Annotated in this window: 20 protein-coding genes and 2 pseudogenes; 15 read left to right on the top strand and 7 right to left on the bottom strand. The window is 50.0% G+C overall.

Going from position 1 to position 26,237, the window contains the following annotated elements; genetic code table 11:
• Positions 1–201: 201 nt before the first annotated feature.
• From ACMYUL_RS04385 to ACMYUL_RS04365, 5 genes are all read left to right on the top strand, one after another.
• A complete protein-coding gene (locus ACMYUL_RS04385; protein ID WP_415772877.1) occupies positions 202–1,155 on the top strand; it encodes an IS110 family transposase in 954 nt (317 codons plus the stop codon).
• Between the two features lie 104 nt (positions 1,156–1,259).
• Positions 1,260–2,057, top strand: coding sequence for an ABC transporter permease (locus tag ACMYUL_RS04380; protein WP_415772875.1), 798 nt, complete (start codon positions 1,260–1,262; stop codon positions 2,055–2,057).
• Entirely contained in the window at positions 2,057–2,749 is a 693-nt protein-coding gene (locus ACMYUL_RS04375; RefSeq protein WP_415772262.1) for an ATP-binding cassette domain-containing protein, read from the top strand. The genes ACMYUL_RS04380 and ACMYUL_RS04375 overlap by 1 nt, the downstream gene beginning before the upstream one ends.
• A 311-nt stretch (positions 2,750–3,060) precedes the next feature.
• Positions 3,061–3,675: a CadD family cadmium resistance transporter gene (locus ACMYUL_RS04370; RefSeq protein ID WP_199904710.1), complete on the top strand. Its 615-nt coding sequence runs from the start codon at positions 3,061–3,063 to the stop codon at positions 3,673–3,675.
• A 282-nt stretch (positions 3,676–3,957) separates the two neighbouring features.
• A complete protein-coding gene (locus ACMYUL_RS04365; protein WP_415772259.1) occupies positions 3,958–5,055 on the top strand; it encodes an NnrS family protein in 1,098 nt (365 codons plus the stop codon).
• 102 nt (positions 5,056–5,157) lie between these two features.
• Here ACMYUL_RS04365 and ppk1 read toward each other — a convergent pair whose 3' ends face one another.
• Positions 5,158–7,215, bottom strand: a complete 2,058-nt coding sequence (ppk1, locus tag ACMYUL_RS04360; RefSeq protein ID WP_415772257.1) for a polyphosphate kinase 1 — start codon at positions 7,213–7,215, stop codon at positions 5,158–5,160.
• Between the two features lie 505 nt (positions 7,216–7,720).
• On the opposite strand from ppk1, the gene ACMYUL_RS04355 reads away from it, so the two are divergent.
• From ACMYUL_RS04355 to ACMYUL_RS04335, 5 genes are all read left to right on the top strand, one after another.
• Positions 7,721–8,695 carry an ABC transporter permease gene (locus ACMYUL_RS04355; RefSeq protein WP_415772255.1) on the top strand — a complete coding sequence of 325 codons (975 nt, stop codon included), beginning with the start codon at positions 7,721–7,723 and terminating at the stop codon, positions 8,693–8,695.
• Positions 8,685–9,683: an iron chelate uptake ABC transporter family permease subunit gene (locus ACMYUL_RS04350; RefSeq protein WP_415772253.1), complete on the top strand. Its 999-nt coding sequence runs from the start codon at positions 8,685–8,687 to the stop codon at positions 9,681–9,683. Before ACMYUL_RS04355 ends, ACMYUL_RS04350 begins: the two co-directional genes overlap by 11 nt.
• A 155-nt stretch (positions 9,684–9,838) precedes the next feature.
• Entirely contained in the window at positions 9,839–11,704 is a 1,866-nt protein-coding gene (locus ACMYUL_RS04345; RefSeq protein ID WP_415772251.1) for an acyltransferase family protein, read from the top strand.
• A gap of 58 nt (positions 11,705–11,762) precedes the next feature.
• Positions 11,763–12,386: an FmdE family protein gene (locus tag ACMYUL_RS04340; RefSeq protein WP_415772250.1), complete on the top strand. Its 624-nt coding sequence runs from the start codon at positions 11,763–11,765 to the stop codon at positions 12,384–12,386.
• A gap of 71 nt (positions 12,387–12,457) precedes the next feature.
• Positions 12,458–13,216, top strand: a complete 759-nt coding sequence (locus tag ACMYUL_RS04335) for an ABC transporter ATP-binding protein (protein ID WP_415772873.1) — start codon at positions 12,458–12,460, stop codon at positions 13,214–13,216.
• Positions 13,217–13,562: 346 nt separating this feature from the next.
• Here ACMYUL_RS04335 and ACMYUL_RS04330 read toward each other — a convergent pair whose 3' ends face one another.
• From ACMYUL_RS04330 to ACMYUL_RS04320, 3 genes are all read right to left on the bottom strand, one after another.
• On the bottom strand, positions 13,563–14,237 hold the full coding sequence (locus ACMYUL_RS04330; protein WP_342031787.1) for a hypothetical protein: 675 nt from the start codon (positions 14,235–14,237) through the stop codon (positions 13,563–13,565).
• 289 nt (positions 14,238–14,526) lie between these two features.
• Complete coding sequence (gene erpA / locus ACMYUL_RS04325) at positions 14,527–14,865, bottom strand: iron-sulfur cluster insertion protein ErpA (protein ID WP_003758366.1); 339 nt, start codon at positions 14,863–14,865, stop codon at positions 14,527–14,529.
• Between the two features lie 216 nt (positions 14,866–15,081).
• Positions 15,082–15,768 carry a S24 family peptidase gene (locus ACMYUL_RS04320; protein ID WP_415772248.1) on the bottom strand — a complete coding sequence of 229 codons (687 nt, stop codon included), beginning with the start codon at positions 15,766–15,768 and terminating at the stop codon, positions 15,082–15,084.
• Positions 15,769–16,067: 299 nt separating this feature from the next.
• Here ACMYUL_RS04320 and ACMYUL_RS04315 point away from each other — a divergent pair, with 299 nt between their 5' ends.
• Complete coding sequence (locus ACMYUL_RS04315) at positions 16,068–16,343, top strand: hypothetical protein (protein ID WP_003758370.1); 276 nt, start codon at positions 16,068–16,070, stop codon at positions 16,341–16,343.
• 258 nt (positions 16,344–16,601) lie between these two features.
• Here the strand turns inward: ACMYUL_RS04315 and argC are convergent, their stop codons facing one another.
• From argC to ACMYUL_RS04300, 3 genes and pseudogenes are all read right to left on the bottom strand, one after another.
• On the bottom strand, positions 16,602–17,645 hold the full coding sequence (argC, locus tag ACMYUL_RS04310) for an N-acetyl-gamma-glutamyl-phosphate reductase (RefSeq protein ID WP_415772246.1): 1,044 nt from the start codon (positions 17,643–17,645) through the stop codon (positions 16,602–16,604).
• Positions 17,646–17,782: 137 nt separating this feature from the next.
• A pseudogene (locus tag ACMYUL_RS04305) lies at positions 17,783–18,627 on the bottom strand (DUF817 domain-containing protein).
• Positions 18,628–18,817: 190 nt separating this feature from the next.
• Positions 18,818–18,925: pseudogene (locus ACMYUL_RS04300) on the bottom strand (IS5/IS1182 family transposase); the annotation flags it as partial.
• Between the two features lie 189 nt (positions 18,926–19,114).
• On the opposite strand from ACMYUL_RS04300, the gene ACMYUL_RS04295 reads away from it, so the two are divergent.
• The 4 genes from ACMYUL_RS04295 to tssA all read left to right on the top strand — a co-directional run bounded on the left by ACMYUL_RS04295 (position 19,115) and on the right by tssA (position 26,232).
• The gene (locus ACMYUL_RS04295; RefSeq protein WP_415772244.1) at positions 19,115–20,398 is read left to right on the top strand and encodes an FAD-binding domain-containing protein; all 1,284 of its coding nucleotides are present in this window, start codon (positions 19,115–19,117) and stop codon (positions 20,396–20,398) included.
• A 457-nt stretch (positions 20,399–20,855) separates the two neighbouring features.
• Positions 20,856–21,119 (top strand): PAAR domain-containing protein, encoded by a 264-nt coding sequence (locus tag ACMYUL_RS04290; protein ID WP_049231213.1) that lies wholly within the window; start codon positions 20,856–20,858, stop codon positions 21,117–21,119.
• Between the two features lie 212 nt (positions 21,120–21,331).
• The gene (locus ACMYUL_RS04285) at positions 21,332–24,607 is read left to right on the top strand and encodes an ImcF-related family protein (protein WP_415772241.1); all 3,276 of its coding nucleotides are present in this window, start codon (positions 21,332–21,334) and stop codon (positions 24,605–24,607) included.
• Complete coding sequence (gene tssA / locus ACMYUL_RS04280) at positions 24,607–26,232, top strand: type VI secretion system protein TssA (protein WP_070514564.1); 1,626 nt, start codon at positions 24,607–24,609, stop codon at positions 26,230–26,232. The genes ACMYUL_RS04285 and tssA overlap by 1 nt, the downstream gene beginning before the upstream one ends.
• The last annotated feature ends 5 nt before the right edge of the window (positions 26,233–26,237 follow it).

Raw genomic sequence — 26,237 nt, 5'->3', positions numbered from 1 at the left:
TTCGGCTAAATGGGGGCTGTCGAATACGAGTATCCGACCTTGTATATCGGAACACCCGTATCATAGCAACAAACCGCCCGGCCGCCGCCCGCATCCGACCAAGGCAAACAACCGTTGCGTAGCTCAGGGAGCGGCCGGGCAACCCATCGACACAACCGGACAGTTGCCAGACAACACAACCGAATGCAAGGCAGGTTTATGATGAGTACCCAATACAATTACGCAGGCATCGACATCGCCAAACGAAACTTCGTCATCGCCGTTTCGTCTTTGTCTAAAACCAAAACCGAAACCAACAACCCAAAAGGTATCGCCCATACCGTCGAATACCTTAAAAAACACAACGTCGCCCTCGTCGTGATGGAAAGCACCGGCGGTCTCGAAATCCCCGCTGCCAAAGCCATCCACCGCGCAGGTATGGCCGTGGTTATCGCCAACCCGCGTCAGACGCATCAGTTTGCCCAATCGCAGTCGCTGACCAAAACCGACGCCAAAGATGCCAAAATGCTCGCCTTCTTCGCACAGATGATGATGCAGAAAGAAGATTGGCAAACCATGCTCTACCACCCGCCCACCGAAGCGGAAGAAGTGTTGGAAGCATTGGTCAACCGCCGCAACCAACTGGTGGATATGCGGACTGCCGAGAAAAACCGTCTGCATCAGGTTCACGAAACGCAAGTCGAAAGCGTCAAACAACTGATCGCCCATTTTGACAGGCTGATTGACGAATTGGACAAACAAATCGACGACCACACTCACACGCATTTTGACGGCAAAGCCCAAGTGACAGAGCAAATCAAAGGCATCGGTTCGATAACGACAGCTACGCTGATGGCGATGCTGCCCGAATTAGGACGGCTGAGCCACAAACGGATAGCGAGTTTGGTCGGCATTGCCCCACACCCAAGGGAGAGCGGGGAGACCAAATTCAAAAGCCGCTGCTTCGGCGGAAGGTCTGCGGTGCGTAAAGCGCTGTATATGGCCACCGTAGTGGCGATGCGGTTCGAACCGTTTATTCGGGATTTCTATCAGCGCCTGCTGTCTAAGGGTAAGCCGTATAAGGTTGCCGTTACAGCATGTATGCGCAAACTGCTGACGATATTGAATGCCCAGATGCGTGATTACTTTGCCGAAAATGGTATCCAAACGGCTTGATTTGAGTTTTGGTATTTTTGCCTGACGGGGTGAAAAATACAGTTGCTACTTTTTTCAGACGACCTATCGTCCCCAAACCTTCCCCATCAACCAACACCCAAACCATGATTAAAACCGACAAAATCCGCAAACCGCAGCCTGCGGTGTTTTACATCATCGACTACCTTTGGAGCGGTTTCGCCGGTCTGAGCGTGGCGATGGTGGTGGTGGCGTTGTGGGCGTGGGGCAGCGCTGTGTTCGGTGAGTTTATGCTGCCTGCGCCGGTGGAGGTGTTTCAAAAGTCTTTGGATTTATTGCAACATTTTCAGGAAAACGAAATCGGGATTTCGCTGTGGCGGTCGGTGGTGGGGATTTCGGTTGCTTTGGCGGCGGGATTGGCGGCGGGGCTGGTGGCGGGCAGTTTTAAGACGGCGATGGCGTTGCTTAAGCCTGTGATTACGATTTTGTTGGCGATGCCGCCGATTATTTGGGTGGTGATGGCTCTGTTTTGGTTCGGTTTCGGCAATCCGAGCGTGCTGTTTACCATCATTGTGTTGGTTGCGCCGCTGACGTTTGCGAGTGCGGCGGTCGGGATGGCGAGCGTGAACAAGCAGCATGAGGAATTGTTTGACGCTTATAAATTAGGTCGTCTGAAAAAAATCCGTTATCTGTATATCCCGCATCTGACGGGCTATGTGATTTCCAGCATCGGCGTGGCGGTGGCGATGGGGGTGAAGGTGGTGATTATGGCGGAACTCTTGGGCGCGAGCGAAGGCGTGGGCGCGCGGATTGCGGACGCGAGGGCGATGCTGGAGACTTCGACGGTGATGGCTTATGTGGTGCTGGTTATCGTGTTTGTGTCGCTGTTTGAATACCTGATTACCAAGCCTTTGGAAATTTTGTTTATGCCGTGGAGAAGATGATGCTCTGTCTTGAAAACGTGCGTTTTGAAATTCTCCGCGACCCCATTGTGCGCGATTTCAGTTTGAACCTGCAACATGGCGAAGTGAAGGCCTTGTTCGGGCCGAGCGGCTGCGGTAAGACGACGGTTTTGCGGCTGATTGCGGGCTTGGAAACGCCGAAATCGGGCACGATACGCAATACTTTCCGCAAGACGGGTTTTCTGTTTCAGGAAAACCGCCTGCCGGAAAACTTAACCGCGATGCAGAATATCGCGATTTTTATGGACAAACCCAATGAAGGCGAAATCATCGCGCTGGCGGCGAAAGTCGGGCTGACTGCGGGCGATTTGAACAAATATCCGACCGAATTGTCCGGCGGTATGGCGAAACGGGTGGCGTTTTTGCGCCTGCTGCTGTGCGGCTGCGACCTTGCCTTGCTGGACGAGCCGTTTGTCGGTTTGGACCGCGATTTGCGCGATATTTTGGTCTCCATGCTGGTGGAAAAAATCGAGCAGCAGGGCATGGCGTGTATGCTGGTAACGCACGACCGCTTCGAAGCCGCACGCCTGAGCCATGAAATCATGCTGCTTTCCACTAAGGGCATGAACGTACAAAACGTGATGACCCTGCCCACGCCGCTATCTGAACGCGATTCGGCTTTTGAAGAAGCTGTGGTGGCAAGGGAGTTTCAGGGGATTCATTATTATGAGTGATGAGGGGAATTTGAATATCTGACAAACCTTGCGGTTCGTTGCCCTCTCCCTAACCCTCTCCCACGGGGAGAGGGGATCAGGTTTCTGAAAATCAGAGGGTGCAGGATTGGGAATCGAATGGCAGGTAAACCTAAAAATGTTCAGGCTCGATAGCCCGATTCCCTCTCCCCGTGGGAGAGGGCTAGGGAGAGGGTAAGCAAGCCGCAGGCTTGCCTCTTTAGCGAAAGATACGAATCTGTTATCCGAACGCGATTCGGTTTTTGAAAAAGCCGTGGTGCCAAGGGGGCAGGGGATTCATTATGAGGTGCTTTATGTTTTCGACTGTGATTACTGCTGCTGTTTTATATATTGCTACAGCAGTAGATTTGTTGGTAATACTATTAGTATTTTTTGCTAGAGCAAATACTAGAAAAGAATATCGAGATATTTATATCGGACAATATTTAGGTTCTGTAATTTTAATATTAGTTAGTTTATTTCTAGCTTTTGTTTTGAATTATGTTCCAGAAAAATGGGTGTTGGGTTTATTAGGTTTAATACCGATTTACTTAGGTATTAAAGTTGCTATTTACGACGATTGTGAGGGCGAAAAAAGAGCTAAAAAAGAATTGGATGAAAAAGGGTTGTCAAAATTAGTCGGTATTGTTGCTTTGGTTACAGTTGCTAGTTGTGGTGCAGATAATATTGGACTTTTTGTTCCTTACTTTGTGACTTTAGATCTTGTTGACTTATTAGTTACTCTTCTTGTATTTTTAATATTGATTTTTGTTTTAGTATATACAGCACAAAGATTGGCTAATATTTCAGGTGTTGGTGAAATTGTAGAGAAGTTTAGTCGTTGGATAATGGCTGTTATTTATATTGGTTTAGGGTTATTTATTATTATTGAAAATAATACAATTCGAACAATAATATCAATAATATGAATGATACGGGCATTTGAGTATCTGACAAACCTTGCGGTTTGTTGCCCTCTCCCACGGGAGAGGGAATCAGGTTGCTGAAAATCAGAGAGCGCAGGATTGGGAATCGGATGGCAGGTAAACCTGAAAATGCTCGGGCTCGACAGCTTAATTCCCTCTCCCCGTGGGAGAGGGCTAGGGAGAGGGTAAGCAGGCCGCAGGCTCGCTTATTCGGCAAAAGATACGGCCCTGTCCACCCAATAAACCCGTATCCGCAAGCATCTTCATGCAGAATAAAGCCAAGCCATGAATAAATTTTTCACCCACCCCATGCGGCCGTTTTTCGTCGGCGCGGCGGTACTTGCGATACTCGGCGCGTTGGTGTTTTTCATCAGCCCCGGCGCCATCGTCCTGCACCGCCAAATTTTCTTAGAACTCATGCTGCCTGCGGCATACGGCGGTTTTCTGACTGCCGCCATGCTCGAATGGACGGGCTATAAAGGTCGTCTGAAACCCGTCGCCACCGTCTTGGCGTTGTTGTTGCTTGCCGCATCCGTCCTGCTGCCGTTTGCGCCGCAAACCGCTTCGTTTTTCGTCGCCGCCTATTGGCTGGTGTTGCTGCTGTTCTGCGCCTGGCTGATTTGGCTCGACCGAAACACTGACAACTTTGCCCTGCTGATGCTGCTTACCGCGTTCACCGTTTTTCAGACGACCTATGCCGTCAGCGGCGATTTGAACCTGTTGCGCGCGCAAGTGCATCTGAACATGGCGGCGGTGATGTTCGTATCCGTCCGCGTAAGCGTCCTTTTAGGCGCGGAAGCCCTTAAAGAATGCCGTCTGAAAGACCCCGTATTCATCCCCAACGTCGTCTATAAAAACATCGCCATCACCTTCCTGCTCCTGCACGCCGCCGCCGAACTTTGGCTGTCCGCGCAAACCGCCGGTTTTACCGCGTTCGCCGTCGGCTTCATCCTCTTCGCCAAGCTGCGCGAACTGCACCATCACGAACTCCTGCGCAAACACTACGTCCGCACCTATTACCTGCTCCAACTTTTTGCCGCCGCAGGCTATCTGTGGACAGGCGCAGCGAAACTGCAAAACCTGCCCGCCTCAGCACCCCTGCACCTGATTACCCTCGGCGGCATGATGGGCGGCGTGATGATGGTGTGGCTGACCGCCGGACTGTGGCACAGCGGCTTTACCAAACTCGATTATCCCAAACTCTGTCGCATCGCCGTTCCCATCCTCTTCTCCGCCGCCGTCTCGCGCGCCTTTTTAATGAACGTAAATCCGATATTCTTCATCACTGTCCCCGCGATTCTGACCGCCGTCGTGTTCGTGCTTTATCTGTTGACGTTCGTACCAATCTTTCGGGCGAATGCGTTTACGGACGATCCGGAGTGAGCGTTTTCGTTTCATTCCCTATTCAATCGCAAGCCCTGTGTCGCCTTAAGTCAAAAGGTCGTCTGAAAACTAATTTCAGACGACCTTTTGTGTTGCCGCGCTTTATCTGCCGTACATTTCCCACAAGCTTTCTTGCAGGCTGAAGGCGGGTTCGCCGTTTTCGGGTTGGTCGCGGATGTAGCTGCCGTCGGGCTGCATCAGCCATGCGCGGGTATTGTCTTGCAATGCCATTTCGATGCCTTCGTGGATGACGCGAGCTTTGAGTTCGGGTGTAAAAATCGGGGTGGCGACTTCGATGCGGCGGAAGAAGTTGCGTCCCATCCAGTCGGCGCTGGAGATGAAGGTGTCGTCCGCGCCATTGTTGTGGAAGCAGTACACGCGCGAGTGTTCGAGCTGTCTGCCGATGATGGAGCGGACGCGGATGTTTTCGGACAGTCCTTTGACACCGGGGCGCAGGGTACACATGCCGCGCACGATGAGGTCGATTTGCACGCCTGCGCTGCTGGCGCGGTAGAGGGCGTCGATGACGCTCGGCTCAATCAATGAATTCATTTTGGCACGGATGCGGGCGGGTTTGCCTGCTTTGGCGTGTTGGATTTCGCGCTCGATGCGGTCGATGACCATTTTGTGCAGGGTGAACGGGCTTTGGTAGAGCTTGTTCAGACGACCCGGTTTGCCCAAACCTGTGATTTCCATAAAGATGGTGTTCACGTCGGCGGTGATTTGGTCGTCGGCGGTGATGATGCCGAAGTCGGTGTAAATGCGCGATGTGCCTTGGTGGTAGTTGCCGGTGCCGAGGTGGGCGTAGCGTTTGAGCGCACCGTTTTCGCGGCGGATGACGAGTGCCATTTTGGCGTGGATTTTGTAGCCGAATACGCCGTAAACGACGTGTGCGCCTGCGTTTTCAAGCTGTTGCGCCCAGTTGACGTTGTTGGCTTCGTCAAAACGCGCCATGAGTTCGACGACGACGGTTACTTGTTTGCCGGCAAGGGCGGCTTTCATCAGGGCGCGGACGAGTTCGGAATTGCTGCCGGTGCGGTAGATGGTCATTTTGACGGCGAGGACGGCGGGGTCGGCGGCGGCTTCGCGTATCATGTGGACGACAGGGTCGAAGGACTGATACGGATGGTGCAGCAGGATGGGCGATTGTTTCGCCAGTTTGAAAATCGATCCGTTCTTGCGCAATGCTTTCAGACGACCTGCCCCGCGTGCGGGAAACTTGAGGTCGGGACGGTCAACCAAATCGGGTACGGCATTAAGGCGCACGAGGTTGACCGGGCCTTTGACTTGGTAAAGCTCGGCGGGGGTGAGTTTGAACTGGGCGAGCAGGAAGTCGTGGATGTGGGGTGGGCAGGTGTCGGCGACTTCGAGGCGCACGCCGTCGCCGTATTCGCGGTCGTGCAATTCGTTTTGAATGGCGGCGCGCAGGTTTTTGAGGTCTTCTTCATCGACAGTCAGGTCGCTGTCGCGGGTGAGGCGGAACTGGTGGCAGCCTTTGACCGTCATGCCGGGGAAGAGCTTGCCGACGTGGGCGTGCAGGATGGAGGAGAGGAAAACGAAGCCGCTGCCGCCGTCGCACAATTCGGCAGGCAGGGGGACGACGCGCGGGAGGATGCGCGGGGCTTGCACAATCGCCATGCCGGAGGGTCGGCCGAATGCGTCCGTACCTTCAAGCTCGACGGCGAAGTTAAGCGATTTGTTCAACGGGCGCGGGAAGGGGTGCGACGGGTCGAGTCCGATGGGGGTGAGGATGGGCAGCAGTTCGGCGTCGAAATACTGCTCGATCCATTTCTGCTGCCCTTGCGTCCAGTTGCGGCGGCGGTAAAAATGAATGCCTTGTTTGCCCAGTTCGGGCTGCAAGACTTCGTTGAACAGGCGGTATTGCTCCTGTATCAGCGCGTGCGCTTCGGCGGCGACGGCGGCGATGGTTTCGGACGGCGTGGTACCGTTGTCCAAACGCTCGTGCGGATTCATTTTTTGCGCACGTTTGAGCCACGCCATGCGTACCTCGAAAAATTCGTCGAGGTTGGAAGACACGATACACAAAAACCGCAAACGTTCCAAAAGCGGCACGTTTTCATCCTGCGCCTGCGCCAAAACGCGGCGATTGAAAGCGAGCAGGCTCAGTTCGCGGCAGAGGATGCGGTTTTGTTCGGGCATGGTGTTCTCCTGAAGCGGGTGGGTCGGACAGTCAATTGGGAAGTATAACGCGTTTCGGACGGGCGGGGCAGTAGTGCGGGATGGGCGGGCGGTTGGCAGGGCGGGAGGTCGTCTGAAAAGGCTGTCGGGGCGTTTTTTGTATGGGGCAAGTGTTTTCAGATGAGGTGTATAAGAATGGTTATTATTTGTGCAAATATTGTTTATTTTTATAGTAAATGGTATCGTTAGCACGGTTTTTTAGGGCGAAAGCCGGTCTGAATTTTGCCCGAACTGACTGCCAGCATTTTTTCAGACGACCTTGTTGTAGTGGATTAAATTTAAATTAGGACAAGGCGACGAAGCCGCAGACAGTACAGATAGTACGGAACCGATTCACTTGGTGCTTCAGCACCTTAGAGAATCGTTCTCTTTGAGCTAAGGCGAGGCAACGCTGTACTGGTTTAAAGTTAATCCACTATATCGTCTTTACGGTGTTTGTTTTTCCATCTGAATTATTTTTTCCCTTATGTCCGTCAAACCTTTATCTTTAAATTTAATCAACTGCTTTGTGCTGGCGGTGCTGTTTGTCGTCAGCCTGTCGGTGGGCGTCGGCGATTTCCGCTGGGCGGATGTGTTTCGCTGGACTTTGTCTGACAGCACGGAATTGATGCTGGTCAGCCGCCTGCCGCGCACGTTTGCGATTGTGCTGACGGGGGCGTCGATGGCGGTGGCGGGGATGATTATGCAGATTTTGATGCGTAACCGTTTTGTCGAGCCGTCTATGGTGGGGGCGAGTCAGAGCGCGGCGTTGGGCATGTTGGCGATGAGGTTGATGTTTTCGACCGCCGACATGAGGGTAAATATGGCATTTTCTGCCGTGGCGGCGTTGGCGGGTATGTTGGTATTTATGATGCTGATACGCCGTTTGCCGCCGACGGCGCAGTTGATGGTGCCGCTGGTGGGGATTATTTTCGGCGGCGTTATCGAGGCGGTGACGACGTTTATCGCCTATGAATTTGAGATGATGCAGTTGTTGAGCGTGTGGCAGCAGGGAGATTTTTCGGGCGTGCTGTTGGGGCGTTACGAATTGTTGTGGCTGACGGGCGGATTGGCATTGGCGGCGTATTTGATTGCCGATCAGCTGACGATTTTGGGCTTGGGCGAAACGGTGAGCGTAAATCTGGGTCTGAACCGGACGGTGGTGTTGTGGGTAGGCTTGGTGATTGTTGCGCTGATTACGTCGCTGGTGTTGGTAACGGTCGGCAATATTCCGTTTATCGGGCTGGTCGTGCCGAACATCATCAGCCGCCTGATGGGCGACAAGCTGCGCCAAAGCTTGCCTGCGGTGGCTTTGCTCGGCGCGTCGTTGGTACTTTTGTGCGATATTTTGGGGCGCGTGATTGTGTTCCCGTTTGAGATTCCGGTCTCAACCGTGTTCGGTGTGTTGGGTACGGTGTTGTTCTTGTGGATTTTGTTGAGGAAGCCTGCCCATGTCGTCTGAAAACAAGCGTAGCGCGCTTCGCTCAAACAAGGTTGCGTTTATGCAGGGTTCTTCCCGTCCGCTGTGGGCGGCGTTTGTCTTGCTGTTGGTTTGTTGCACCTTGTTCCTGACTTTGAACATACAAGGCGATTGGGATTTTGTGTTGCAACTGCGGCTGACCAAACTAGCAGCTTTGCTGTTGGTGGCGTACGCAGTCGGGGTTTCGACCCAGCTTTTCCAAACGCTGACGAACAATCCGATTCTCACACCTTCGATTTTGGGCTTCGATTCGCTTTATGTGTTTTTGCAAACGCTTTTGCTGTTTGCCTTGGGCGGGGTGGGCTATACGTCGCTGCCGCTGACGGGTAAGTTCGGCTTTGAACTGGTGATGATGATGGGCGGCTCGCTGTTTTTGTTTTACACGCTCATCCGGCAGGGCGGGCGCGATTTGTCGCGCATGATTTTGATCGGCGTGATTTTCGGGATTTTGTTCCGCAGCCTCTCTTCGCTACTGACGCGCATGATTGATCCGGAGGAATTTACGGCGGCGCAGGCGAATATGTTTGCGAACTTCAATACGGTTCACAGCGAGCTTTTGGGCGTAGGCGCGCTGATTCTGCTGGCGAGTGTGGTGGCGGTTTGGCGCGAACGGCACCGTCTGGACGTCCATCTTTTGGGGCGCGACCAAACGATTAACTTGGGCATCAACTACACGCGCAATACCTTGTGGCTGCTGCTTTGGATTGCCGCTCTCGTGGCGACGGCGACGGCGGTGGTCGGACCGGTCAGCTTCTTCGGCCTGCTGGCTGCTGCGCTTGCCAATCATTTCGCCCCGAGCGTGCGTCATAGTGTGCGGCTGCCGATGACGGTTTGCGTCGGCGGCATCCTGCTGGTCGGCGGGCAAACCGTGTTCGAACACCTGCTCGGCATGAAGGCAGTGTTGAGTGTGGTGGTTGAATTTGCCGGCGGGCTGGTGTTTTTATATTTGGTGTTGAAACGCAAGCGATAGGTCGTCTGAAAACTTTTCAAGCCTGAATTCGAATGGCGTAAACCACTATTTCCAAACGGTATATTTCGTTTCCCATGCCCTTAGATTTGACGGCGTGAATGAAACTAAATATCGAGTTTTTACTCATAATAGGCATCACTATCAAGGTGCGTACTATGAGTAAAGTGTTGAAATACCGTCCTGATTTGGACGGGATACGGGCATTGGCGGTTTTATCCGTCATCGTATTTCATATCGATCCCCAATGGCTGCCGGGTGGTTTTTTGGGCGTGGATATGTTTTTCGTGTTGTCGGGCTATTTGATTACGACCATTATCAGCCGCGAAATTCACGACGGCAGCTTTTCGTTTCTCGAGTTTTACAAACGCCGCGCCAAACGCATCTTGCCGGTCTTTGCCTGTGTATTGCTTTGCACGACGGTCGTTGCTGCCGTATTCTTTTTATCTTTCGATTTGCGCCAATACGTCAAATCCGCCGTCTTCGCCTTGCTGTTTGCCGCCAACCTGTTCTTTGCCCGCCGCGGCGGTTATTTTGATGCGGATGCGACGGAAAAGCCGTTGCAGCATATTTGGTCGCTGTCGTTGGAAGAGCAGTTTTACTTTATTTTCCCCGCGTTGCTGATTTTGTTTTTCCGTATCAGCAAACGGCGCAATGTGCGGACGTTTATCCTTTTGCTGATTGTCATCAGCCTGTTTTCCGCGCTGTTGCCGACGCTGGGTATGGAAGCGTATTTCCTGCCGCATGTGCGCGCTTATGAACTGCTGGTCGGTTCGCTTTTTGCCTTTATTCCGCCCGCCGAACAAAACGACAAAGCCAGTACGCCGCTATTCGGATGGCTGATGATGGCAGTCATCGCCGTCACGCTGGTGCTGCCCTACGGCGTCCTGCCCGGTGCGGGAAACATCGAACGGCTGCTTTGCTGTACGGCGGTCGGCGGTTTGATTTATTCGGGCAAATCATTGCAGATGCAGGAAGGTTTCAATACATCCAAATTATTGAGTCTCAAGCCTGTGGTGTTTATCGGGTTGATTTCGTATTCGCTGTATTTGTGGCACTGGGTGGTGTTGGCGCTGATGCGTTACATCTATATGGACGCGCAGCTTCCGCTCGCCGCATCGGCACTGGCTGTCATCATCATGCTGCTGTTGTCAGTGTTGTCTTATTATTTTGTGGAAACACCGGCGCGGAAGGTAAAGAATTTTACGACGGCGAAATTCAAATGGAGCATGGCGGCTTATTTCGCGCTGCTGATTCCCGCGACAGCCTACCTGATGACCGCCAAACCCGCCGCGTTTGAAACCACTCTGTACAAGGCTGATGAAAGCAAAATTTGTGCAGATACGCTGACCAAAACCGACTGTGCCGTCGGTGCGGCAAACAAAAAGCCTGAAGTTTTGGTCATCGGCGACTCACATGCCGCGCATTTAAGCCCGTTTCTCGACATTGTCGGTAAAAAAGAAGGCTGGTCGGCAGACGTCATCACGTCCAACAGCTGCGCCACTGCGTTCGGATTCGTCCTGCCCGACAGCGACCGCCGTGCCGACCGCTGCAATCCGTATAATAGTTTTATCGAACAAAAAACCAAAGACTATCCTGTCATCATCATTTCGCAACGTTGGTTCCTCCATACCGCCAAACCGGAATTTTTAGAACGGTTCAACACAATGCTGGATGATTTGGTGAAGGCGGGCAAGCAAGTGTACGTTTTGGCGGATACGCCTATGGACGGACAGCTGCCGTTGCGGCGTTATTACCTGAGACAAAATCTCGGCATCGACATCCATTATGTTTCAGAGGATAAAAAAGAAGAGGTCCGCGATTCCGCCAAGTCGGAAGACGAAGTCGAAAAAATCGTGAAGCAGCACCACGGCGTGCAGTGGGTGGACTTTATGCAGTACATCCCCGCGGACAAACTCATAGACGGGTTGCCGGTGTATTTCGATACCAACCACCTCAACCCGTTCGGTTCAAGTAAAATTGCCGAAATGTTTATCAACGATAAACGCACCCTGTTGAAATAAGCACAAAGGTCGTCTGAAAACAGATTCAGACGACCTCTTTAAAGCAAAAGGATACCGTATGACTCAAGAACATTTCCCCGAATTTTTCGAGCAAGCCCCGACGCTGACCGTCCAAGACGCGCTCGCCGAATTTCTCGGCGCGGCAGAGGAAGGCATCATGCAGTATCGCTACGCCGATGCCGTCCGCCTGTGCGGACACTCCTGTCCCACCGTCGCAGGTGCGTACCTGATGACGCTTAAAGGCTTGAAAGCACTTTACGGCAGCGACCTGCCGCAGCGCGGTGGAATCGAAGCCGCCATGCAGGGCGCGCGCGACGAAGGCACGGTCGGCGTTACCGCATCCGTCGTCCAACTCTTAACCGGCGCCGCTCCCGAAACCGGCTTCGGCGGCGTCGGCCCGCAAGGACGCTTCGCCCGTCGAAATCTATTAAGTTTCGATGCTGACATTGAAGGCACGCTGACCCTGCGCCGCAAAGACAACGGCAAAACCGTCGCCGTCAGCCTCAACGCCGCCATGCAGCCCTTCGCCCCCGAAATGCGCGACATCATGCCCAAAGCCGTCAGCGGCACCGCCACCGCAGAAGAACTCAAACGCTTCGGCGAACTCTGGCAGGTGCGTGTCAAAGCCTTTTTGATTGATTTAGCAGACGATCCCCAATTCGTCGTCGTTCGCGAAATCTGAAGCCCGTCCTTTTCAGACGACCTCCCATGTTCGGAGGTCGTCTGAAAACAAATTCACACATCAAACCCATCATGATTACCATCCGCAACGTCAGCTTCCACATCGGCGGCAGCCCCATCCTCGACAACGTCAGCCTCGACATCCCTGAAGGCGGCATTACCGCGCTCATCGGTCCCAACGGCGCCGGCAAATCCACGCTCCTCTCCTTCATGGCGCGTCTCCGCCCGCTGGAGCAGGGTAGCATCAGCTACGCCGGCAAAGATGTTTCGACCACGCCTACCGCCGAGCTAGCAAAAACGCTCTCCATCCTGACCCAAGAAAACAGCGTCATGAGCCGCATTACCGTGCGCGATCTGCTCATGTTCGGGCGTTATCCCTACCACCAAGGCAGACCGACCCCCGAAGACCTCGCCATCGTCGAAAACGCACTTTCCGAGTTCAAACTGGACAGCTTTGCCAACCGCTACCTGACCGAACTCTCCGGCGGACAACGCCAACGCGCCATGATTGCCATGGTCTTCTGCCAAAGCACCGATTACGTCCTCTTGGACGAACCGCTCAACAACCTCGATATGTACCACGCCCGCGCCCTCATGCAGCTGCTCCAACGGCTGACCCGCGAACATAAACGCACCACCGTCGTCGTCCTGCACGACATCAACCAAGCCGCCGCCTACGCCGATCACGTCATCGCCATGAAAAACGGACAAGTCGCCATGACCGGCACGCCGAACGACATCTTTACCGCTGAAAATATTAAAGATTTGTTTGATATGGATGTGGACGTATTGGACTATCAGGGCAAGAAGCTGGTTATCCATCACGTTTGAGGTGCGGATGCGAAAGGTCGTCTGAAAAGTTTTCAGACGACCTTTTGTTATATCTGACCTGTTCGAACAGCTATGGCGAATTGGCAGCGGGTTAAATATAGTGGATTAACTTTAAATCAGTACAGCGTTGCCTCGCCTTGCCGTACTATCTGTACTATCTGCGGCTTCGTCGCCTTGTCCTGATTTAAAGTTAATCCACTATAAATGAATACGGCGTTGCTGCGGTTTGAAGAGGGTAATTCTTTAAATGGATGAAGCAGCTTTAGAAAATCGGTCTCATACGATTTGCACTGTCTCTGCTGCCGCATGGTCCTGATTTAAACTTAAGCCCTATACCGTGTTCCGTTTATAGGAATTTGGCGGCAAGGTATCCGGCAGCCACCAAGCCGAACATGGCAAGAATACCCAATACGCTGATCAGAATGTAAGTGTTCTTTTTGGATTGCAAAGCAGCCAATTGGGGTTCTTCACCCAATTCTTGGCGAAGCTTGCTTTCCAGTTCCGAACGGATTTGTTTGCGCAGGAGTTTTTCTTCGCGCTCTTTTTCGATTTGCAGCTTATGGGCGATTTCCGCTTGTTTTTTATGCTCAAACGCCACCCGTTCCTGCCATTCGATGCGCTTGCGCTGGATGATTTGCTCGGTTGCGCTGGCAAGGTGGAAATGGCAGACGGGACATTCCGTCGCCTCGTGATCCTCAATCAGGGTCAAACATACGGGACATTGGCGGATTTCAGGAGCCGCTTCTTCCTGCTCTTCGCCACTGAGATCCAGCTCCAATTCCATCGATTGACGGACGATGACATCCAAACCTAAATAATTGAAATATTGTTGGGCGTTTTCACGTTCGTCTTGGGTACAGTTTTCAGCAATAATGGCTTGCGGACGCTCGGCAAGCGCTTGAACCAAATCTTCGGCTTCTTTTTCCGGCAGATTATCGTACAAACAGGCGTTGATGCGCTCGCGATCGACATCCGGCGGATAAGAAACATAAACGTCGTAAAGTTTATCTTGTTTCTTCATTGTGATCCCATGAGATATAAAATCCTGCTTTGTCATCTGAAGGCAGGTATTTAGTGTCGGTTTTGTTATAAAGTATAGATTATTATTCGTCTATTTGTCTTAACCGAAGGATAAAGGGTATTTTATTCGGCTGAAATAGTATAAATGACCGATTTTGACCAATTATAGTATATTAATGAATATTACCAAATGGAACTATGAATTATAAGATAGATGTTATTGCTTTGAAAGCATATCAATCTAAAAGGCCGCCTGAGTGAACAGACAGCCTTTTTTAGAAAACAGCGTATTAGACGGAAAATGAAGAACCGCAACCGCAAGTAGTCTCCGCATTCGGATTGCGGATAACGAATTGGGAACCTTGCAGGCTTTCGGTGTAGTCGATTTCCGCGCCGACCAAATATTGATAGCTCATCGGATCGACCAGGAAAGTCAGCCCGTTTTTTTGGATTTCAAAATCGTCATCGTTTTTGATTTCGTCAAAGGTAAATCCGTATTGGAAACCTGAGCAGCCGCCGCCGTTGACGAATACGCGCAGTTTTAAGTCGGGGTTGTTTTCTTCGGCAATTAAATCAGCTACTTTGGTGCAGCAGCTCTCTGTAAAAATGATAGGGCTTTCGTCTGACATGATGTGATTCCTTTTATATGAATATTGCCAGTATTGTCGCGCAAACGGATTCTTGAAGCAAGAAGAGGGTGTTGCGGGTCGGGCGGCAATATCTGTCAACCGCTTACATGGCTGCAATCTCGAAAAATTTCAATAGGCAGGCGGACAGCCTTTACACCGTCCGTCCTGTTAAAAAATAGGAAAACATGAATTCAGGTCGTCTGAACACAACGCAGATCAGATAATCCGTCCAAACCATTCCACGCGGCCGATGATGGCAACATCTTCGGTCATTTTGTTTAAATCGATTTCAAAGGCCGGATAGGCTTCGTTGGCGGAGATGACGTTGACGATGCCGCCGGGTATGACTTGCAGCCGTTTCACCAAAAGATTTTCATTGATACGCAGAACATATAACCCATCGCGCGGGGTGGTTTCGCTGCGGTTGATGAGGATGGTATCTCCGTCGTTCAGGACGCCTTCCATAGAATCGCCTTTGACGGAAATGACCGACAGGTTTTTGGTGTCGCGGGTAACGTAGTTTTCAATCCAGTAACGGCGGAATGCCATGGTAAACATGGGTTTTTCATCGCCGACAAGCTGTCCGTGTCCTGCGGCGGCATGGATGTCGTAGCGCGGAACGAAGATAAATTCGTCAATATCGACCGGATTGCCCAAAGTGTCGTAAGCGGTGGCTTTGGGCAGCTCGGTGTTGGGAAACGGCTCTCCTTCTCCCGTCAGAAGCCAGTCTATGCTGCATCCTTTGAGCTGTTTGATTTTTTTCAGGGTTTCGGATTTGGGTAATCCGCCCTCGTTCCAGATGCGGCTGAAGCCGGCAATAGTCATATCGATATCAGCCGCGATTTTGGCTTGTCGTGCTTCATCTTTCCATAGAAAAGCCAGTCTGTCTTTAAAGGTATCCATGTTGTTCCTTTGGTTTAAGTGTGATTTTTAATACACTTTGAATGATTGATGTGTATTTTACCTTAGTTTTTATCAAATTGTAAGAAAAATATTAGTTATACTAAGAAAAAGTATTGCTGTTTTTGTTTTTTCTGAGTATTATGTGCTCATTGTTAGATTAATCGAATAATTTCGGTTCGAAAATATTTTTATTTTTAATTTGTGTCTCAGTTTTGATGTTTTATTCTGATTAATCTGATTTTTTAGACTGAATTATGTTTTATTTGAATGTGTTTTAGATTTTGTTGGAGGCCGTGAAAATGACTCGTTATCGTAAAAATGCTTGGTTGGTTCTGACTGCTTTTGTATTGGGTTTTTTGGCGTTTCCTTTCAGCTATTCGCAAGCGCATCAATCTGATATCAGCGTTTCGGCACAAGAGTGCGAGCAGTTGAATAATTTGGTTTTGGAAAATATGAACGGGCAGCAGCAAGTATTTGCGCGCGAGTGTGATACGGTTGAGGCTTCGCATGATTGGGAGCAGCAGTACGGCAATTTGAATGAAGAAGAATTGGTTGCCGGTATTGTGTATGAGTGAGTGGCTGTGAGGCTTTAAAGCTGGAGGCAGGCTGCTTCGCAGAGAGGTTTTTGAGTTTGTATCGTGGATAAGTCAGAGCAAGCCTGTGTTATGCGGTCAAAATTCAATGGCTATACACTCTTTAGGTCTTTGGCTTTTATAGACATTTGCCATCATGGTTGTTGATGAGGGATCGTCTGAAAACGGTGTAAGTTGTTTTCAGACGACCCCTTTTATATGGATAAACATCCGTCTTGTTTGAGAAGGTTGGTGTATGTATCAGGGGAGTAGCGGGGCGTTTTGCAGACCGAGTTGTTCGTCAAAACCAAACATGATGTTCATATTTTGAATGGCTTGTCCTGCTGCGCCTTTCACTAAATTGTCGATGACGGATAAGGCAATCCAAACGTCGGATTGCGGTGCTTGCTGTATGCTGATGCGGCACACATTGGCTCCGCGGACGCTGCGTGTTTCGGGTGTGGAACCGGCAGGAAGGATGTCAACAAAAGGACTGTCCCGATAATATTCGCGAAGGATTTCTTCAGGATGGCAGCCGTCCTCAAGATGCAGGTAAAGAGTGGCGTGCATACCGCGTATCATAGGCGTGAGGTGTGGAGTGAAGACAAAACCATCGGCGATGTTTGCCTGCAATGATTGGATGGTTTGTTTGATTTCGGGAAGGTGGCGGTGTCCGCCGATACCGTATGCTTTGAAATTGTCGCCCGCTTCGCAGAAGAGTGAGCCGATGTTGCCTTTGCGCCCTGCGCCGGAGACGCCGGATTTGCAGTCGGCAATCAATGGCATGTGTGCTTTCAGACGACCTTGTTGCAACAAAGGCAATAAGGGCAGTGAAACGCAGGTGGGATAGCAGCCGGGGTTGGCGACGATGCGTGCGTTGGCAATGGCGTCGCGGTTCATTTCGCTTAATCCGTATACGGCTTGCGGGATAATATCGGGACTGGCGTGGCGCATACCGTACCATTGTTCCCATGTCGGGATGTCTTGGATGCGGAAGTCGGCGGATAGGTCGACGATACGGACGTTTTGGTTCAGGAGTGCGGGTGCTTCCTTCATGGCGACGCCGTTGGGCGTGGCAAAAAACACGACGTCACATTGATCCAGTCGGGCTTGGTCCGGCGTTTGGAAGGTTAAGTCGTAAATGCCGCGCAAACTGGGAAAATAATCGGCAATGGTGATGCCTGCTTCGCTCCTGCTGGTAATGGCGGTTACTTCGACATTGGGGTGCGTGCTGAGCAGGCGGAGTAGTTCTACGCCGGTGTAGCCTGTTGCGCCGACGATGCCGGCTTTGATTTTTTGATTCATGATTTCTCCGTTGGGTGGACTTTAAATATGGAGGTTTAGTTTAATGGGATGGGGGTCGTCTGAAAAGGGGAAGGGGGTAATACGGCACGCTCTGACGATTGACCGTGTGGAAATCGGTATTCGTCTGACGGCATTCCTTAGTCTTTAGAAACGCTGATGGTGTGTTTGACGTGTTTTAAATTCGCCACGATGGTAAACGTCATCATCACCAGCAAGGCCCACGAACTCCATTTGCTGATATGCACCGATGCCCATGCGCCGATTTGGTTGGGATAACGCCAAACGCCGAACAAAGTCCCTAAGTTTTCCGCCAGCCAAATGAAAAAACCGATGAGGACGAACGCCAGCAGCAGCGGCATTTTTCGGGTAGTATCATAGGGCGTGTATAAAACCGTTGTCCGCGCATACAGCCCGAGTGCGAATGCGGCGAGATACCAGCGGTAGTCGCCGAGATAGTGATGAGTGAAAAAATTGACGTAAATTGCCAGCGCGCACAATGTACTCAACCAATACGGCGGATGGCTTTTGATTCTGATATTAAAGAGCCGCCAAGCCTGAATGATGTAGCTGCCGACCGCCGCATACATAAAGCCTGCAAACAGCGGCACGCCGCCGATTTTGGTATATGCCTCGTCCGGATAGCTCCAAGACTGGATGTCGCCCGATGTTTTGAACCACTCCAAAGCAAAGCCCACCAAGTGAAACAGCGTAATCGATTTCACTTCGTCCCACGTTTCCAGCTTGAAATACAGCATCGCAACCTGCACGGAGACTGCAAAAATCAGCAGCAGGTCATAGCGTGAAACCCCCAGCCAGCCTGTTTTCGGAATCAGGAACATGGCAATGAAAAACAGACCTGCAACAAACAGGCGCGCGCTTCTTTCAGTCCGAAAAACCAGAATTCGACCGCAAAACGCCGCCAACCGTACAAATCATGCCGTTTCGGGTGTTCTATCAGCCAAGTATCCAGTTTGCCCAACATATTTTCAGACGACCTTCGGGTTTACAAAGTGACGGAATATAACGGAAATAAGGAAGGGATAGGATACGGTATGACGAACGGCAATGTCGGGGGATGGGGCGATGAGGGGTCGTCTGAAATCGTATGCGATGTTTGGCATTTTTTGAGCGATAGGATGGGGTAGAACAATGGGCCTGCGGTTTGCCGATTATAGTGGATTAAATTTAAACCAGTACGGAGTTGCCTCGCCTTGCCGTACTATTTGTACTGTCTGCGGCTTCGTCGCCTTGTCCTGATTTAAATTTAATCCACTATATTTGAGTGAGGGAGGGGCTGAGTTTTAGGGCAGGTTCGGAATAGGGAGTATCGCACAGTTTGAAACAGCAAACAGCTTTTGCGAATGGTGCGCCCTAGCTTTTCAGACGACCGTACTCCTTTTTGTCTCCTTCTTAGGACTGTAAAATTTCTGCTAAAATCAAATGCCTTATCCCTTTCAGACGACATCGCCATGCAAGCACATACATTGGTCTGGTTCCGCCGAAACCTGCGCATACACGACAACGCCGCGTTGTTCGCCGCCATGAAACGGGGATTGCCTGTGGTGGGCGTGTGGGTGGCGCAGGGGTCGTCTGAAATCTCCAATCCGCGTCAGGATTGGTTTCATTATCAGGCGGCGGCGGCTTTGCATGGTGCGTTGGCGACACGCGGCGTGGCTTTGTATGCAGTGAACCGTGTGGAAGAATTGCCTGTTTTGGCGTCGCGGTTGAATGTTCAGACCGTAATTGCCGACGAAGCCTATACGTCGTCTGAAATCGAGCAAGATAACCGCATTTGGCGGATTTTGGATGAACAAGGCGTTGCGTTCGAGCGCGTTAACGACCGTGCCGTATTTGCCAAAGCAGACATCATGGGCAGCCACGGCGCGCCTTATACCGACTTCCCGCATTATAAGGAAGCATGGCTGGCTTTGTTTCGTCAGCGGTTCGGCGGGCAGGATACAGTTTGTCATCAAACCGAAATTTTTCAGACGACCTCAGCCGAAATGCCGCCGCTTCCAGCGTGGAACGGGCAACAGGATATGGTTTCTGCGCAGCGCGGCGGCGAAGATGAAGCGGACAAACAATGGCGGAAGTTTGAAGAAAATATCGGGTTTTATCCGATTATGAAGGATTTCCCCGCCAGAAAAGGCACCGGCCGCTTGAGCGCGTATTTGAGCACAGGCTGCATTTCGCCGCGCATGTTGGCGACCGAAGCCGCAGGGCAGGGCGCAGATGCTTGGTTGGACAACTTGATTCGGCGCGATTTCTATCAGCAGCTTGCTTACCACCGCGCCCGCATCGAGCCTGAATCCGATGCCGAATCTGCTCCGTTTTCAGACGACCTGACGGAACGCTGGCAGCAAGGGAAAACAGGTTTCCCGCTCATCGATGCCGCCATGCGCAGCCTGAAATCGAGCGGTTGGCTGCATCCCGCCCTGCGCTCCCTGACGGCAGAATTTTTGTGCGGCATCCTGCATCAACCGTCCGAACACGGCATCGCTTGGTTCGCCGCGCAGCAAACCGATTTTGACCCTGCGCTCAATGAAGGCAACTGGCAAACCGCCGCCCGCAACGCCCGTAGGCGTTCCATCGATATTATCCAAACCGCCCGACGGCTCGACCCCGACGGCACATTCGTCCGCCGCCATATCCCTGAGTTGGCGCACTTACCTGTCAACCTCGTCCATACCCCGTGGCTCGCCTCGTCTGAAATTGACGCACACGGCTATCCGCCGCCCGTCGTCGCGCCATAACGTAAACCAAGCATCTGATACGGCTGCGGGTTTCTCAATAAACGGCATCTTGAAGCGTAAAAAGCTTGAAGAAGTCCGTCCTTAAAGTGCTTTTCTCCTCAACTCCTGTTCTCAAACAAAAAAACCGTCCCATTGTGGACGGTTAATTAATTTTTGAAATGAGCAAGTCAGGTTGCCTTAAGAGGTCGTCTGAAAATTGTTTTGTTTATAGTGGATTAATTTTAAAACCGGTCGGTCGTTGTCCTGTCTTGATTCGGTATGAACTTAAGTTGTCATAAATATTTGAATGGCAATGACTTTATTCATTATTTTAAAAAATCGATTAGCACTCAAACCATCGTAAATTTGCCTGTTTTATAGCCCTTTTGATAAGCGGTATGAATTTGATATTTAACGGTAGTTACTAATTTATTTATTTTTTGATATGATAAGTAAATTTTTTAAAAAGGTAAAAACTATGAAAGGTATTATCAGGCTGGGAGATTCAACTACTCATGGAGGCGTTGTGGTTCAAGCGTCTTCGGATATGGTCATTGAAGGAAAGCCTGCCGCTCTGGTAGGTGATTTGGTTTCTTGCCCCATACCTGGGCATGGAACCAATCCGATTATCGAAGGCAGTCAATATATGTCGTTTAAGGGGCGTGATGTTGCTGTGGACGGTTGTAAAACTGCATGCGGCTGCGCTTTGATCAGCAGTATGCCGACTGTCGGAAGCGACTAAGGGGAATGGAATCTGCAAGGAGCTAAGGTGCCGGATTGTCGGAAATAAGATACAAAATTGAATAATCCTTTTAGTGTCGCAGGTTTTTAGGGGCGCATACCTGATTCGGGGCAGGTTTGGTAAACAGCCTTTCATCTCAATAATTTAAAAGTTCTGATCTTCAGAATACAGATTAAGTTTTTAGATTTTAAGTTTATTTTTCGGAAGTTATTATGAAGCCAATTTTTACTGGCATAGTGGTTATTATTCTAAGCATTGTCAGTGCAGTCTTACTCTACTTTTTAGGTCATAAATTCGGAATCGATACATCTGCAGCCAAAGCGGTTGTTTGGGCATGTATCACAGTAGTGACCTCGTTGATATTCTTTATCCCTCTGTTGACACGAATGCTTTGGTCAGGTGTGTCCGACAGACATTCCAATTTGAAGCATCTGAATCCCGAAGATTTAAGCGGTGACAGTGCGGAATCTACCCATTTGATTGGTGTGTCAGAACGCTGGGAGCAGTTGAGACATATCCACTTGCTGACCAAGCAATATAAAAAACACCGTAAGCCTTGGATTTTTGTGGTCACTCAAGATACTGCTTTGCTGGAAGCCTCTTTGCCGGATATCCGCCGTCAGTTGTGGGTGGAAACCGCATCGGCTATTTGGATTGATGCACAAGCCATGGAGCCTGCAGGCGGTTGGCAATATCTGAGGGGCGTGGGTAAACGTCCTGCCGAAGGCATTGTTTCGCTTCAGGCAAAATCCTCAATTCACGAAAATGCTGCGCAATTGACCGAGTTAATGAAAAAGCTCGGATGGAAGCTGCCGATTAATCAGGTTTATCTGACCAATGAAACCGATGAAATGCCATCAGCCATCAGTCATGCTTTGAAATATGGTTCGACTGTATCAGCAACGGAGTTGGCGAAAGAATTGGATCAGTTTGCCAACCAGTTGGCAGCATTGGGTACGCAGCTGATTGAAGAAGATTTGCGCCAAACACCTATTGCGAAACTGTCTGCTACGTTGCCTACCCACAGTCAAACTTTGGCGGATCATATTGCTGCTGAAAAACGGAGTTTGGGAAAACTGGATACAGTTGCCGGCGTTTCGTTTATTCAAACCAATAATCCTGAACAATCAGGAGATTTGATTTACCGTGCGTTTAATGATCTGTCTGTTTTGGGTTCAGGTAAAAAACTGCATTTGTCTAAAACGGAAAAAACCTATCTGGCAATGAGTGCCGTAGCTTTGTTGGTCGGTAGTGTGTTTGCAGTAGGTGCACACAGCAGTTATCAAGATATAGGTCGTCTGAATGCGGATTTGGAAAGCATTCAGAAGGCAAAATCACGCTCGGAAAAAGTTGCAGCATTAGTCAAACTGCAACAGAGTATTACCGAAATGGAATCCGGCAGGGATTTCTTGCAATATACAGCCAAGTTCTTAGGCTATGAACATAGAAAAGAGTTGTTGGCTGCCGCGTATCGTAAATATGGTATTTTGGTTAAAGATGTCGTCAGCCGCCCGGCTACCGTATTCTTCGCGAATAAGTTGGATGGTTTGACTATGCTCGAAGGGCAGATTCCGGACGACTTCGCGCTGCAAGACAGTTCTTATCAAGACCTGAAAGCATATTTGATGCTGACGTCTCATGTGGAGAAAACCAAAGACAAAAAAGATGCTGAATTCCTGACGAAAAAGTTGGTGGAAATGTTGTCAGCACAGAATGTTTCTAGCAAAGATGCACAAATTTTAGCTCAATTTTTCGTACCGCGCATGGCTACTCATTCCGGTTGGCTTGAAACCGAGCAACCTGAATTGGTATCACGAAGCCGTCAGATTCTGGTGGATTGGATCAATCGCGACCAAGGCAGTGAACAGTTATACAAACGCATCGTACAAGGTACGGATGCCAAGCTGAAAACCATTACATTGGCAGAGCTGCTGAATAAGGATTTGAAAGGCATTTGGAATGTCGGCAAACCTTTGCCTCGCGTATATACGGTCGAAGGCTGGGAAAAACACGTCAAGCCTGCTTTGGATCAAGCTGTTAAAGACAGCAAGAATACTGACTGGGTGTTGGGTGGAAACCTGCATCAGGCACCGGTAACGGAAGCTGCCATCAACAGTCTGAAAGAACGCTACTTCAAAGAATATGCGGCGGCTTGGTATGACATGATGAACAGTATTACATGGCAGCCAAGAACGACCAATTTGGATGCGGTCAATCAGTTCCACGTTTATGCGGATCCTCAGCGTTCCCCATTGGTGGCATTGTTCCATGCTGTAAAAGAAAGCAGCCAATTGGACAGCAAAAAAATTGACGTAAATCCGGCGGTTGCCGATGCTGCAAAACGTGCGGCGGCAAGACAGCTGTCTTCCCGCTCGCGTAGGGTTGCCGATACGGTATTAAATTCACAGGCTGAAAACATCAACGCCCTGGAAGGTAAAGTCGATGATTATCTGGCAGGACCGTTAGAAGCAGAATTTGAAAACCTGCTGCAATTGATTGACGCGCAAATCAATCCGAAGAGCGATTTGAGCCTGCAACGTTACCTTGAGCGAGTGACGACCATTAAACAACGCTTGATTCAAATGGCGTCTTCTTCCGATACCGGTGGCGTAGCCAGATCGGCCGTACAAGGTGTTTTGAATGGCGGAGACAATGAATTTCTTGAAGGTATGCAGTATGCACGTTTGATTGAGGCTGGTGTGGGCGACAGATTGCTGCCGTTTGCGCGCAACGTTTTTGTCTTGCCATTTAATTCCGTATGGGATTCGATTGCAGGTGTAGCTCAAAAAGATATCAATAATCTGTGGGCAAGCAATTTTGTTAATCCTATGCAGTCCGAGTTGGGTGGCAGATATCCGTTTACCAAATCAGAAACAGAAGTTTCGATTCCCGTATTGGCAAAATACTTGGATATCAACAAAGGTGCATTGAATCAGTTTGTAACGACTCAATTGGCAGGCGTTTTGACCAAACAAGGCAATCAATGGATCGTAGCGCCGGGAAGCGAATTGAAAGTCAATTCTGGACTGTTGCAACAGTTGAATAAATTGAGTGCGATTTCTGAGGATTTCTTCGTTAACGGAGAAGGTGGTTACAGCTTTGAGCTTAAGCCGACATCTACTCAGGGAATTGTTCAATTCGACTTGGTTGTTGATGGTCAATCATTGAATTATTTCAACCAACAGACAGAGTGGAAGCCATTTAAATGGCCGGGCGATGTCAGCAATGCCGGTTTGCGTATTTCTTGGGAAACCGAGGCAGAAGGTATGCGTAAAACTCAGGAAATCAGCGGACGTTTCGGTTTCATCCGTATGCTTGAAAAATCTAGGGTTACACCGATTGATGGAAGTACCTATCTGGTCGAGTTCCCATTGGAAAAAGACAAATTGATGCGCTTCTATATGCGAACCAATTCCGGTAAGGGACCGTTGGGACTGTTGGATCTGAAAAATATCCATCTGCCGAATAAGATTTTTGAGGTTAAATAATGATGACATTACCCCAATGGGTAAAGCCGATACTCGGTGATGAAGGCACATCTATCACCGATAACAATATCCATCGCTGGCAAGAATGGTTGGAGCCTGTTTCAGACGACCATCCTTGCGGCGAGGATGTCGCCTATGCAGATGATTTTGAATCCATCAAAATTGAGCTGGCCAAACTTTCGGGTATGGATTACCGATTGATTTTGGATGCTTCAGAACGCCTGCTGAAGCGTGAATCTAAAGATCTGAGGGTGGCAACCTATTACATTTTTGCCTCGCTGAGAGACAGAGGTTTGGCAGGGTTTTCAGACGGCTTGGAGATTTTGTGCGGGTTGCTGCAAAAATTCGATCAGTCGCTGTGGCCGAAAAAGCCGGTACAAAAACGTAATGCATTAAATTGGTTGTCCGGTGAAAGAGTGCTGGATACGCTTAAGAACGTGGGATTATCCGATTCTACAGAGCTTAAGCGGACATTATCGGCTTTGATGTCGTTGCAACATTACTTTGATGGATGGGAAGAGGCAGTACGTCCCAGCTTATTTCCATTGTTGCAATATTTTGAAGAGTCATCTGTTCGTTTTTCATCCTCACCGACAAGTGCAAATCAAAATCAGGAAGCTGTTGCGCCTGTTGAGCAAGTGGCAATGCCGCAAATTCATCAAGAGAGTCGAGGGTCGTCTGAAAGTTTGACCGTTACCAAGGTTAACTCTTCTAAAGCCTTACTGGATCAAGTCAGGATTAATGCTGCCTACTTGAGAGAACAGGATGATGGTTATTGGTCTGCAAACAAGATGATTCGAGCCGTCCGTTGGGGCGGATTGAACGGTATTCCTCCGCATCAAAACGGTCAGACGCGGTTGAAGGCTCCGAGGGCAGATTTATTGGCAAACCTGAATCGTTTGGTTCAGGAGCAGCAATGGCGCGATTTGCTTGATAAAGTGGAAGCGGCTTTTTTAGAAGGTGCTAATCACTATTGGCTGGATTTGCAATATTACGCATGGCAAGGTCAGCAGGCGTTGGGTGGTTTATACCTGTCCCAAGTTGATTCTTCGCTATTTGAGTTGAAATCCTTATTGACCCGATGCGAAGGTCTGACCGGTTTAAGTTTTGATAACGGATTCCCATTTGTATCGGCCGATACGCTTAAGTGGCTGGAACAAAAGGTCATGTCGTCCACGCGCAAGCAGATGAGTAGCCAAGCCATTCAAAAGGCAGCGTTAGAACCGGCATCTCAGGAGGAAAACCAAGAAAGTTACTGGCAACAGGCGCTGTTGAAAATACAAGAACACGGTTTAGACGCCGCATTTGCTTGGTTGGAAACATTACCGGAGTGGCAGACAGGTTCGGGGCAGGTTAAGAAATGGTTGATGATGGCCCGGTTGGCTGTAAGCGCCCAAAAGGCGGACTGGGCTGTGAAATTGTTGGAACAAGCTTCGAAGCAGATGCAAGTGTTGACAGTTAAAGAGTGGGACAAACATTTTACGTTTGAAGTGTATGCCCTTTGGTATCAACTATTAAGTGAAAACCTTGATAATAAAGATATTGAGGCAGTCAGACAGCTCGAATTTTTACGGACAGAGTTGATGCAGGCAGATGTTGTCCGTGCATTAGAATTAATTTATTAAGCATA

It is taken from the genome of Neisseria sp. CP9 (assembly GCF_047758525.1).
GTDB lineage: Bacteria > Pseudomonadota > Gammaproteobacteria > Burkholderiales > Neisseriaceae > Neisseria.
This window is presented reverse-complemented; position numbering and strand designations above follow the sequence as displayed.